The following is an 11,715-nucleotide window of genomic DNA, read 5'->3' on the forward strand; positions in this document are numbered from 1 at the left end:
AAAAATTAGAGATGCAAGGAAGCCAGGCGTAATATTTCGTTCTGCGAGGTATTTTTAGTTTCAACAATACCCGCAACCTGTCCATTACTCATAACCAATATTCTGTCAGTAATACCCAGCAACTCCGGCATTTCAGAGGAGATAATAATGATCCCCTTCTCTTTTTTCGCCAACTCGGTGATTAACTGGTAAATTTCAAACTTAGCGCCAACATCAATGCCGCGCGTCGGTTCGTCCAGCATTAATATCTCAGGGTTGGTTAATAACCAGCGCCCGATAATAACTTTTTGCTGATTACCGCCCGACAATGAACCAATGCTGGTTTTATGTCCCGGCGTTTTCACCCGCATGGAATCGATAACCCATTGGGTATCGCTTTTCATCCGGGCAGTGTCGAGTAAACCGGCTTTATTTTTATATTGACGAATATTAGAAATCAGCGAGTTAAAGCCGATGTCCAGATATGCATAAATACCGGTGGAACGACGTTCTTCCGTCACCAGTGCAAAACCATGGTTAATGGCTTCATTGGCACTGTGATTATTAATTTTTTTGCCGTGTAATTTAATGGTTCCGGCGACTTTCTCGCGGATACCAAATAACGTCTCGACGATATCTGTACGTTTTGCACCGACTAAACCGGCAATTCCGAGGATTTCCCCTTTGTGTAAATCAAAGGAAATATCACGAATGGAAGGCTGGCGCAGCGAGGTCAGATTACGGACTTCGAGGATAACTTCACCCGGTACGTTCTGGCGGTCAGGGAAACGCTGGCTCAGTGAGCGGCCGACCATCATGGAAATGATTTTATCCATGTCCAGGCCTTCCAGCGGCTGAGTAATAATCCACTGACCGTCGCGCAGAATGGTTATCTCATCGCACAGCTGGAAGATTTCTTCCATCTTATGCGAGATATACACAATGCCGCAGCCACGATCTTTCAGCTTACGGATGATGGTGAACAGATGGTTCACTTCCTTTTCCGTCAGCGAGGACGTCGGTTCGTCCATAATGACGATTTTTGCATTGTAGGAAAACGCCTTAGCGATTTCGATCATCTGCATCTGCGAAACGGACAACTTACCGACCTTGTCGCGCGGGTCGATATCAATATCCAGTTCGTCGAAAATCGCCTTGGTGTCTTTGTACATTTTGTCCTGATCGACAAATAGTCCTTTGGTCGGATAACGTCCCAGCCACATGTTGTCCATGACCGTACGTTGCAACACCAGGTTTAATTCCTGATGGACCATCGACACGCCTTGTTCCAGCGCTTCTTTCGAACTTTTAAAATTAACTTCCTGTCCCTGAAAAAGAATGGTACCGGAATCTTTGCTGTATATCCCGAAAAGGCATTTTAATAATGTGGATTTACCTGCGCCATTTTCACCCATCAGGGCGTGAATAGAATGAGGACGCACTTTTAAATTCACATTATCTAACGCCCTGACGCCAGGAAATGATTTATTGATACCACTCATTTCCAGAAGGAATTCGTCCGGTTTTGATGTTGTGTCAGATAACGTATTATCGGCCATAGTTATACCTGGCTAAAGATAAAAATAAACGGGTGTATTAATACCTGATGTCAGCCCTGCGTATGGCCGGTATACGCACCACACGCAGAGCGACATGACGTCCTGTCAGATAAGCATTAACGTCTAATCATACTTAGTCTTTATTTACGGCTTAACCGCAATTATTTTTGCCACTGCTTAGCTTTGTTTTTTATTGCTGTCTGTCGTTACTGCTGCCGTTGCATTCTTATTTCACGAAGGAAGACAGATTGTCTTTATCCACGGCGACATAAGGAATACGCACGACTTTGTTTTCGATTTTCCAGTTAGTCCCTTCGGCCGCTGGTTTACCGTCAGCCAGATTTCTCGCCAGATCAAACGTGGCTTTCGCCTGGTTGTTTGCATCGTTCAACACGGTACCGGCCATTGCGCCAGATTTCACCAGTGCCAGCGCTTCTGACAGGGCATCCACACCAAATACCGGAATGCTGGTTTTGTTATGGGATTTCAGCGCTTCTACAGCACCCATTGCCATCGCATCGTTGTTGGCGATAACCACTTCGATTTTGTTAGCGTTAGGACCGGATAACCACGCATCCATCTTGTCTTTCGCCTGTGCGGTATCCCACATGGCGGTATCAAGCTGCAGTTGTTGAGTTTTCAGGCCTTCTTTGCCATTCAGGGTGCTGATGACGTACTTAGTACGCGCTTCAGCGTCCGGATGGCCCGGCTCGCCTTTGATCAGCACGTATTGGATCACGCCGTCTTTGTTCAGATCCCAGGCCGGGTTAGCTTTCCAGTGTTTAGCAATCAGCTCACCCTGGATCACGCCGGATTCTTTAGAATCAGTCCCGACATAATAGGCTTTGTCGTAGCTGTCTAAATCTTTACGGGAAGGTTCTTTGTTATAGAAAACGACAGGAATGCCAGCACCGCGGGCTTTTTCAATGATGACCGGGGCAGCAGCCGGGTCAACCAGGTTAATGGCCAACGCTTTAACACCCTTCGCCAGCATAACGTCAACCTGGTCGTTCTGGGTAGACTGGCTGTTTTGCGAGTCATTCATCAGCAGTTGCACATCTGGAGTGGCTTTCGCATCTTTCTCAATGGCTTTACGAACTTCGGACATGAAGTTGTCGTCATATTTGTAGATGGTGACACCGATTTTAGTATCAGCAGCATGTGCGGCAAAACCAAACATCATGCTTGCAGCCAGAGTCGCCAGGGTGAAGACCTTCTTATTCATTTGTATCTCCGGTTATGTAGGGTGTTACAGAATTTGGCACCGGAAATCCCTGCGGGAGCAGTACAGCTCCACGTCACGATTGTGGGTGCCTGCCATCCTTGACTTATAACGTCCTGACTCGCTGTGAAACAAGTCCGGCAAACCGGACCCAAATTGAATCATATTGAAAACGAATGAATCATAATGCGCCCGATGTTAATAAACTGTGAAAGTTCTCACAGATTGAAAACGGTTACATCGCGTTATTTGATCAATAAGTGACGGGTGCCACATTTTGCCAGGGAGCTACCGAGTGGCGTCTGACCAGCGTAGGCATGAAGCAATGCGAAACGCCCGTAGCTAACTGTTCTGCCGCACCTTTTAAAGCCAGTTCAGTGGCAAGCGTCGCCATGGAAACGATCGGATAACGCACGGTGGTCATTTTCGGGCTGGTATAGCGGGCAATCGGAATGTCATCAAAACCGATCAGCGAAAAGTCATCGGGAATGTTAATTCCGTTTTCTTTCAACACGGCCATCGCCCCCGCAGCCATCGAATCGTTGTAGGTGAACACCGCGCTGAGGTGCAGATTACGCCCGAGCAGTTCCACCATTGCCGCTTCTCCACCCTGCAAATCCGGCGAACTTTGCGCCCGCCATGCGGCAGGGGGCGCGTCACCGCTCTGATTTGCCTGCATCATTGCCTGTGAGTAACCCTGATAACGCTGTAAATCATCTTCGATGCCATGACTTGAACCGATATAACCAATGCGCTGGTGCCCCTGAGACAGCAACAGGCGGGTTGCCATTTCCGCGCCACTGACGTTGTTAAGCCAGACACAGCGGTGCTCGTAGCCCGGAATGACACGGTTAATCAGCACCATGCCCGACACCTGATCCATAAATCGCGAAAGCTCGTCATCCCCCAGCGCCTTGGAATGCACAATGAGTGCGTTACAGCGCTGACGAATCAGGACTTCAATGGCGTACCTTTCTTTTTCAGCAATATGATAGCTGTTGCCTATCAGGACGTATTTCTGATGCTGCTGCGCGACGGTATCAACGGCTTTCACCAGCGCGCCAAAGAACGGGTCTGAAACATCCATCACCACCACGCCGATGGTATCGCTGCTTTGCGTCGCCAGTGCCTGCGCATTGGCATTGGGCCGGTATCCCAGCGTGGCGACGGCCTGTAACACCTGCTCGCGCGCTTCTTTGCTGGCAATAGACGGATTGTTCAGAACACGTGACACGGTGGCGACAGAAACCCCCGCCAGCCGGGCGACATCACGAATTGTGACCATGCGTCGCTCCGTGATCAGTCAGGGAATGGTACGGAGGAATACGGAAATTTTTGACCCAGGAGGTAAAGAAACCAGACAAAGAGAAGCGAGGTGAAGTGCGCATGGCGTTTCCTTTTTTAGTGTAGTGGTCATCGGAGAGGCACGACCGCTATCCTAAACATTTTGCGAAAACGCCTGCGTGAATCTCGTCACAGGAAAGAAAACGTTTACATACAAATATGCAACCTTCATCCCAAATCCATCATTTAGGATGATATATCAACGTCAGGTTCAGGCAGCTTTTAGTTCTTCACCCGCTGCTTTCGCCGTCAGTTGACGCCAGAGCCACTCCACCGGCCCCTGGCGGAAATGACGCAGCCACAGCAATGTCACCAGCACATTGCACGCCCAGACCAGCGGCACCAGTGCGACCAGTTGCAGGCGGTCGAAGTGCTGATAGAAGCCGAAAACATTGAAGAAGGTGATGCAGATGAGCGTCTGTAACAGGTAATTGGTCAGTGCCATGCGGCCAGTCTGCGAAATCCAGTGCGTGACGCGCCAGCGGGAAATCAGCGGCCAGAAGCCGTAACACAGCGCCAGATAGCTCACCGCCTGCATCAGCGAGCCAATTTCACGCGGCACCTGCAACAGAAAACCGCTCCAGCGGTAGTCCCAGCCGGTGCGGTATTGCAGATAAATCGCCGGGATCTGAATCAGCAATGAAAGCGGTAACAGTACGGCGGCGACCTTGCGGTAATGCGAGACGCGAAACGCACCTTTGAGCCATCCGCTGCGCATCAGGCCGGAGCCAATCAGCATGGCGCCCGCCAGTTCCCAGCCGTATTGCGCGCCAATCGCCAGCAAACTGGATGACAGTAAATCGAGCCGGTTGCGGATAGCTTCCCAACCCCCTTTCAGCCGCCAGTATTGTTCATACTGAATTTCCGCCGGTCCCGGAAGCCAGAAACTACCGGGCTTTGGCGAGGTAATAAATCCCAGCATCGCCAGCACGGCCACACCGATCAGATACAAAATGATGCCCGTTGAAATCAGCGACTGACTGCTGCGCCCTTCCCGCACCATCCTCCAGCACACCAGACCAATCAGCCCGTATGACAGCAAAATATCACCGTCCCACATCAGGGTGGCATGAAGAAAACCGCACAGTAATAAAATCGACAGCCGGGCCTGGATCCAGTGTTTGCCGCGCGGCAGCAATAAAAACAGACCGCCGCCGAACAGCATGGCGAACATCATCAGGAATTTGCCTTGCGCCAGCGCGTCGAGCACCGCCCAGGTCCAGGTATCAGAAGCTGAAGGCGTTCCGGCAAATGCCGGATTCAGGTAAGCGGCTTTCGGTAAACCGAAGGCGCTGATATTGAGCAGAAGAATGCCAAAAATGGCGAGACCACGGGCAAAGTCGAGCGTGGCAATACGTGAGCGCACCCTGACATTCCTTTTGAAGATTATTGAGATATTTAAGAATAAGGGAAGAAAATCAGGGTGGCTACCATCCAAGTAAATGAAGTTGCAGCATGGCAGCCAGCGAGAAGAGCCCGATGAGCTGACTGATGTCAGTGATTCGGGTCTCCGAACGCAGCGAACACCGCTGCGGCTTTAGTTACGACGGATGGCGGACGGTTCTTAAAAATTCTTGTCGCGTATTCTGGCTGGATTTGAAAAGACCACCGAGCGAAGTCGTCGTCGTTGCGCTGGTCGCGTCACGCACACCACGCGCTTTCACGCAGTAATGCACCGCATCAATGGAAACCGCGACATTGGTGGTGCCGAGCAGAGTTTGCAGGGCAACCAGTATCTGCTGGGTCAGACGCTCCTGAACCTGCGGGCGCTGTGAGAAGAACTGCACGATGCGGTTGATTTTCGACAGGCCGATTACGGTGTCTTTCGGGATATACGCCACGGTCGCTTTGCCGTCGATGGTCACGAAATGGTGTTCGCAGGTGCTGGTCAGGGTGATATCGCGCACGGTGACCATTTCATCCACTTTCATCTTATTTTCGATGACGGTGATTTTCGGGAAGTTGGCGTAATCAAGTCCGGAGAAAATTTCATCCACATACATCTTGGCGATGCGGTGCGGCGTTTCCGCCAGACTGTCATCGGAAAGATCCAGATTGAGAAGCTGCATGATGCCGGTCATATGTTCCTGGATCCGCTGCTTGCGCGTTTCATTGTCGATCGGCAAAGCTTCACGCAGAGGGGTTTCCAGACCACGGGCTAACAGGGCCTCGTGAACCAAAATGGCTTCTTTACTCAGGATTGGCATTCTTTCTTCTCCGGCAGATGTAATCACTTTGACGCAGATCACGCTAAAATGAGGTGGCTTACTGTAGTGGAGAGCCGGTTCAGAATCCAGTGAATGTGCTTCATGATGGATGAAATAGCTGCAACTTATCGTTTATGCCGGAAGACCAGCGCCCCGGCAATAATAAAACCGGCCAGCGCGACATACAGCGCAGGCTCCAGACGATGGGTCAGCGCGGTAGAAATCGCCGACAGAACCGGTCCGAATAACTGGCCAACAGCGTAACCGGTCGTCAGCAATCCGGCCATATAACGGCTGTGATTGGGTGCAAGCTCGCGGCTGTATTGTAAGGCCAATTGCACCACGCTGAGGAAACCGCCGCCGGTCAGTAGCGCGCCAAGCACCAGACCACTGACGCCCGGCACCACTTCCGCGCACAAAATCCCCAGCCCCTGAATCCATAGTGTCAGCGCCAGGCGGGTATGCGTAGTCAGACAATGGCGGGTAAGAATACCGATGATGATGCCGATAACCGCAGCGCCGCCAAACACCGGCCAGACAAACTGCGCGAACAGACTGTCAGGAAAACGTGCACTCGCCATCTGAGATAAAAACGTCGCGGGCAGGATATAGCCAAAGCCCGCCAGACTGTAACTCCACACCAGACGTTTCAGCGCAGGCGTCATCACCAGCGGCTCAGTCGCCATGTGCGAACGGTGCAGGTCGCCTTTGCGCGGCAGATTCGGCGTGATAATTGCCACGAAAATCAGCGCCAGCACGCCGTAAACACACCAGGCCTGCGCTGAGGTGAGCTGCAAACTGTGAATACCCACCGCTAGCATGCCGCTGAGGAAAATCCCCGCGCCCGGCCCGGCAAACACCGCGGCACTCATTGCCGGACGGCCATAATGCGCCAGCCGTTCGTTACACCACGCTGATACCATGACCATCGCCCAGCCGCTGGTCCAGCCGATCAGGAAGCGCACAATACTGTGCAGCACTTCGCCGGAAATTACCGCCGACAGCAATGTCAGGATCACGCCGCCCCACACGCCCAGCCACAAACGGCGTTCAAGATGTTTGCTGGCACGCATGCCATCAAACGCACCACACAGATAACCGAGATAGTTGAACGCGGCGACCAGCCCCGCGCCGGTCAGGCTGAACTGATGTTCAGCTATCATTAAAGGAACCTGCGGCGTAAAGGCAAAACGCCCGATACCCATCGCGACGACAAAAGCCAGAAAACCACTTAGCGCAATACGAAAAGCCATAACTGCTCCGTCAAAAGAAACCGCAATGCAACATATTAGAAACAGTGAGTAAACATACTCAAACCTGTCGCCGAAAACAGCAGATTTCTTAAAAGAAAGTTAATTGGAAGTTGTCGCTATGATGCCTTATGAGTACAATCACGGAAACTGAATAATACAAACCAACTTGTTTACGATTAGAGAACACAGGAACCCATCATGGATCTCACTCAGTTACGGATGTTTTGCTGCGTAGCGGAAACCGGTTCGCTGGCGCGTGCGGCAGAGCAACTGCATCGTGTCCCGTCGAACCTGACCACCCGCCTGCGCCAGCTCGAACTCGAACTGGGCACCGATCTGTTTATCCGCGAGAAGCAACGCATCCGCCTGTCCGCCATGGGCCATAACTTCCTCAACTACGCCGAGCGCATTCTGGCGCTGAGCGACGAAGCGATGAGCATCATGCATGCCGGTGAACCGGCCGGGAATTTCGCGCTGGGGTCGATGGAAAGCACGGCGGCAACACGCCTGCCTTCTTTGCTCGCCGCTTATCATCAGAAGTTTCCGCAAGTGGCGCTGTCGCTGGTGACGGCGACTTCCGGAGAAATCATCGACAGCGTGCGTGCCGGACGTCTCGCCGCAGCCCTGGTTGATGGCCCGATCGATTTTGACGATATCAATGGCTGTATTTCTTTTCGCGAGCGCATGGTGGTGATTACTCCGCCGGGCGAGTCGCCGCTGGAAGTGCCTGCGGGTCGCAGCGGCCACACCGTTTTTGCATTCCGCCCCAGTTGTTCCTACCGCCAGCGTTTACAGGGCTGGATCAAACACATGAATGTGCCGGTCGCTAACACCCTGGAGATTCAGTCCTATCATTCCATGATGGCCTGTGTCGCCAGCGGTGCGGGTATCGCCATGATCCCGCGTTCTGTGCTGGAACAGTTGCCCGGCCACGAGCGGGTAGAAATTCACGAAATGCCGGATGAATTCGCCGATACCGCCACCTGGCTTATCTGGCGCCGGGATGCGTTCAGTCCGAATGTCCGGGCGCTGAAAGAACTGATCATCGAACAGAATGACGGGGTGATCCCGTTACTGAAACATCCGCTCGCCGCAGAACACGATCCGGCGTTGCATCCGACTTATTAACTTAAAATCCGAATAAGTAAAAACACCTGACTGGAGCTAAAAAATGCAAATGATCAAAACACGTGCGGCCGTCGCCTGGGGCCCGAATCAACCTCTGTCCATCGAAGAAGTGGATTTGATGCCGCCGCAAAAAGGCGAAGTGCTGGTGCGTATTGTCGCCACCGGTGTTTGTCATACTGATGCTTACACGCTGTCCGGCAAAGATCCGGAAGGCGTTTTCCCGGCGATCCTCGGCCATGAAGGCGGCGGTGTCGTCGAAGCCGTCGGCGAAGGTGTCACCAGCGTGGCCGTGGGCGACCACGTGATCCCGCTGTACACACCGGAATGTGGCGAGTGTAAGTTCTGTAAATCCGGCAAGACCAACCTGTGTCAGGCGATCCGCACCACACAAGGCAAAGGCCTGATGCCGGACGGCACCACCCGTTTCTTTAAAGACGGCAAGCCGATTTTCCATTACATGGGCACTTCGACCTTCTCCGAATACACTGTGGTGCCTGAAATCTCCCTGGCGAAAATCAATAAAGAAGCGCCGCTGGAAGAAGTGTGTCTGCTCGGTTGTGGCGTGACCACCGGGATGGGCGCGGTCATCAACACCGCTAAAGTGAAAAAAGGCGACACCGTGGCGATCTTCGGTCTCGGCGGGATTGGTCTTTCTGCGATTATCGGCGCGGTGATGGCTGGCGCAGGCCGCATCATCGGTATCGATCTGAACACCAGCAAATTCGATCTGGCGCGTAAACTCGGCGCAACTGATCTGATCAACCCGAAAGATTTCGACAAGCCGATTCAGGACGTTATCGTCGAAATGACCGACGGCGGCGTGGACTTCTCCTTCGAATGTATCGGTAACGTCAATGTGATGCGTTCCGCACTGGAATGCTGCCACAAAGGCTGGGGCGAATCTGTCATCATCGGCGTGGCCGGTGCAGGCGAAGAAATCTCCACCCGCCCCTTCCAGTTGGTGACAGGCCGCGTATGGCGTGGTTCTGCTTTCGGCGGTGTGAAAGGTCGCAGCCAGTTGCCGGGCCTTGTGCAACGTTATCTGGACGGCGAATTCGCCCTGAACGATTTCATTACCCACACCCTGCCGCTGGAAGAAATCAACCAAGCCTTTGACCTGATGCACGAAGGGAAATCTATCCGTACGGTTATTCATTTTAATAAGTAAGGAATGTGTCAATGAGCAGCTCGATTGAACTACTCGAAGAACACCGGATGTTTGGCGGCTGGCAGCAGCGCTACCGCCATACCTCTGAGAGCCTGAATTGCAGCATGACGTTCAGCATTTATCTGCCTCCGGCGCAACACGACGCGCCGCCGCCGGTGCTGTACTGGCTGTCGGGCCTGACCTGTAATGATGAAAACTTCACGATCAAAGCCGGGGCGCAGCGCGTCGCGGCAGAACTCGGTGTGATTCTGGTGATGCCGGATACCAGCCCGCGCGGTGAAGGTGTCGCCAACGACGACGGTTACGATCTCGGTCAGGGCGCCGGTTTTTACCTGAATGCCACGCAGGCGCCATGGGCAGCGCATTACCGGATGTACGATTACCTGCTTGATGAACTGCCTGCGCTGATCAGCGACCATTTCAAGGTCAGCGAACGTCAGTCGATTTTCGGCCACTCAATGGGCGGCCACGGTGCGCTGATGCTGGCGCTGCGTAATCCGCAGCGTTTCTGTTCGGTGTCAGCGTTTGCGCCCATCGTGAATCCGGCTCAGGTGCCGTGGGGACGTAAAGCGTTCAGCGCGTATCTGGGGGATGACGAAAGTCAGTGGATACAATACGACAGTTGCCACCTGCTGAGTTCATTGCCAGCGGATCAAAAACCGTTCCCGATTTTAGTCGATCAGGGCGATAGCGATCAGTTCCTGGCGGATCAGCTACAACCGGCAAAACTGGCGGAGATCGCCCGACAACGCGGCTGGCCGTTACAACTGCGGGTTCAGCCGGGGTACGATCACAGTTACTTTACGATTGCGTCATTTGTGGAAGATCACCTGAAATTCCATGCGGAGTTTTTGCACTCGAAGGCATGAGTGCAGGTTCCTAAAAATAGAAGCAATTTACTCCTCCCCTGCGAAGGGGGAGGAGCAAAAATCTCAATTCTTCAATTTCGGATCCAACGCATCCCGTAATCCATCCCCCAGCAAATTAAACGCCAGTACGGTCAGAAAGATTGCCAGGCTCGGGAATATGGCGACGTGCGGTGCCATCACCATGTCGGCGCGGGCTTCGTTGAGCATCGCTCCCCACTCCGGCGTTGGCGGCTGTGCGCCCATGCCCAGGAACGACAGACTGGCGGCGGTGATGATCGAGGTACCGATACGCATGGTGAAATACACCACTATCGATGACAACGTGCCCGGCAGGATGTGGCGGAATAAAATCGTGGCGTCAGATGCACCGATGCTGCGCGCCGATTCAATATAGGTTTGCTGTTTGAGTACCAGCGTGTTGCCGCGCACCAGTCGCGCAAAGGCAGGAATGCTGAAAATCGCCACGGCAATAATCACGTTCGACATGCCATTGCCCATCACCGCCACGACGGCAATCGCCAGCAAAATACCGGGGAAAGCAAACAGGACGTCACAGACGCGCATAGTAATGCGATCCCACCAGCCTTCGTAATATCCCGCCAGCAAGCCGAATACCGTGCCGATTGCCGCGCCGAGCACCACAGAAAGGACACCAGCCGTCAGTGAAATCCGCGCACCCATCAGAATACGGCTGAAAATATCACGCCCCAGCGAATCCACACCCAGCCAGTGGATCAGCGACGGGCCTTCGTTCAGACGGTCGTAATCAAAATAATTTTCCGGGTCAAAGGGCACCAGCCACGGCGCAAGAATGGCCGCAGCAATCAGCAGCAGGATAAAAACTCCCGCAATCATCGCAATGTGCTGCCGTCGAAAACGACGCCAGAACGCTTTCCACGGTGTCCTTCCCGCCTGTGGTTGCACAGTTCCCGGCGTGATTACCGGTAAACCCGCGAGTACGGCATTTCGCCGCCAGTTTTTCATGC

10 protein-coding genes are annotated in these 11,715 nt (G+C 53.1%); 3 read left to right on the forward strand and 7 right to left on the reverse strand.

Annotated features, from left to right (window positions below; translation table 11 throughout):
• Positions 1-5: 5 nt before the first annotated feature.
• From mglA to HGO41_RS02900, 6 genes are all read right to left on the reverse strand, one after another.
• Positions 6-1,538, reverse strand: coding sequence for a galactose/methyl galactoside ABC transporter ATP-binding protein MglA (gene mglA / locus HGO41_RS02875; protein WP_112151158.1), 1,533 nt, complete (start codon positions 1,536-1,538; stop codon positions 6-8).
• Between the two features lie 226 nt (positions 1,539-1,764).
• On the reverse strand, positions 1,765-2,763 hold the full coding sequence (gene mglB / locus HGO41_RS02880) for a galactose/glucose ABC transporter substrate-binding protein MglB (protein ID WP_013574745.1): 999 nt from the start codon (positions 2,761-2,763) through the stop codon (positions 1,765-1,767).
• A 250-nt stretch (positions 2,764-3,013) separates the two neighbouring features.
• A complete protein-coding gene (galS, locus tag HGO41_RS02885) occupies positions 3,014-4,045 on the reverse strand; it encodes an HTH-type transcriptional regulator GalS (RefSeq protein WP_250980744.1) in 1,032 nt (343 codons plus the stop codon).
• Between the two features lie 270 nt (positions 4,046-4,315).
• Positions 4,316-5,470 (reverse strand): DUF418 domain-containing protein YeiB, encoded by a 1,155-nt coding sequence (yeiB, locus tag HGO41_RS02890; RefSeq protein ID WP_013574742.1) that lies wholly within the window; start codon positions 5,468-5,470, stop codon positions 4,316-4,318.
• A gap of 175 nt (positions 5,471-5,645) precedes the next feature.
• On the reverse strand, positions 5,646-6,311 hold the full coding sequence (folE, locus tag HGO41_RS02895; RefSeq protein ID WP_013574741.1) for a GTP cyclohydrolase I FolE: 666 nt from the start codon (positions 6,309-6,311) through the stop codon (positions 5,646-5,648).
• A 125-nt stretch (positions 6,312-6,436) separates the two neighbouring features.
• Positions 6,437-7,564 carry a YbfB/YjiJ family MFS transporter gene (locus tag HGO41_RS02900; RefSeq protein ID WP_013574740.1) on the reverse strand — a complete coding sequence of 376 codons (1,128 nt, stop codon included), beginning with the start codon at positions 7,562-7,564 and terminating at the stop codon, positions 6,437-6,439.
• A gap of 198 nt (positions 7,565-7,762) precedes the next feature.
• Here HGO41_RS02900 and ptrR point away from each other — a divergent pair, with 198 nt between their 5' ends.
• Genes ptrR through fghA form a run of 3 tightly spaced genes read left to right on the forward strand, consistent with a single transcriptional unit; the run spans position 7,763 to position 10,729 of the window.
• The gene (gene ptrR, locus HGO41_RS02905; protein ID WP_013574739.1) at positions 7,763-8,692 is read left to right on the forward strand and encodes a putrescine utilization regulator PtrR; all 930 of its coding nucleotides are present in this window, start codon (positions 7,763-7,765) and stop codon (positions 8,690-8,692) included.
• Between the two features lie 43 nt (positions 8,693-8,735).
• Positions 8,736-9,860, forward strand: coding sequence for an S-(hydroxymethyl)glutathione dehydrogenase/class III alcohol dehydrogenase (locus tag HGO41_RS02910; RefSeq protein WP_013574738.1), 1,125 nt, complete (start codon positions 8,736-8,738; stop codon positions 9,858-9,860).
• A gap of 11 nt (positions 9,861-9,871) precedes the next feature.
• Positions 9,872-10,729, forward strand: a complete 858-nt coding sequence (gene fghA / locus HGO41_RS02915; RefSeq protein WP_250980745.1) for an S-formylglutathione hydrolase — start codon at positions 9,872-9,874, stop codon at positions 10,727-10,729.
• A gap of 63 nt (positions 10,730-10,792) precedes the next feature.
• Here the strand turns inward: fghA and gsiD are convergent, their stop codons facing one another.
• Positions 10,793-11,713: a glutathione ABC transporter permease GsiD gene (gsiD, locus tag HGO41_RS02920; protein WP_013574736.1), complete on the reverse strand. Its 921-nt coding sequence runs from the start codon at positions 11,711-11,713 to the stop codon at positions 10,793-10,795.
• Positions 11,714-11,715: the final 2 nt, after the last annotated feature.

This window comes from Rahnella sp. CG8, from assembly GCF_023701875.1.
Taxonomy (GTDB): Bacteria; Pseudomonadota; Gammaproteobacteria; order Enterobacterales; family Enterobacteriaceae; genus Rahnella; species Rahnella aceris.

Bases quoted from the DNA above. Each gene is read 5' to 3' on its own strand.
- mglA (WP_112151158.1), bottom strand. From the start codon at position 1,538: ATGGCCGATAATACGTTATCTGACACAACATCAAAACCGGACGAATTC.
- mglB (WP_013574745.1), bottom strand. From the start codon at position 2,763: ATGAATAAGAAGGTCTTCACCCTGGCGACTCTGGCTGCAAGCATGATG.
- galS (WP_250980744.1), bottom strand. From the start codon at position 4,045: ATGGTCACAATTCGTGATGTCGCCCGGCTGGCGGGGGTTTCTGTCGCC.
- folE (WP_013574741.1), bottom strand. From the start codon at position 6,311: ATGCCAATCCTGAGTAAAGAAGCCATTTTGGTTCACGAGGCCCTGTTA.
- HGO41_RS02900 (WP_013574740.1), bottom strand. From the start codon at position 7,564: ATGGCTTTTCGTATTGCGCTAAGTGGTTTTCTGGCTTTTGTCGTCGCG.
- ptrR (WP_013574739.1), top strand. From the start codon at position 7,763: ATGGATCTCACTCAGTTACGGATGTTTTGCTGCGTAGCGGAAACCGGT.
- HGO41_RS02910 (WP_013574738.1), top strand. From the start codon at position 8,736: ATGCAAATGATCAAAACACGTGCGGCCGTCGCCTGGGGCCCGAATCAA.
- fghA (WP_250980745.1), top strand. From the start codon at position 9,872: ATGAGCAGCTCGATTGAACTACTCGAAGAACACCGGATGTTTGGCGGC.
- gsiD (WP_013574736.1), bottom strand. From the start codon at position 11,713: ATGAAAAACTGGCGGCGAAATGCCGTACTCGCGGGTTTACCGGTAATC.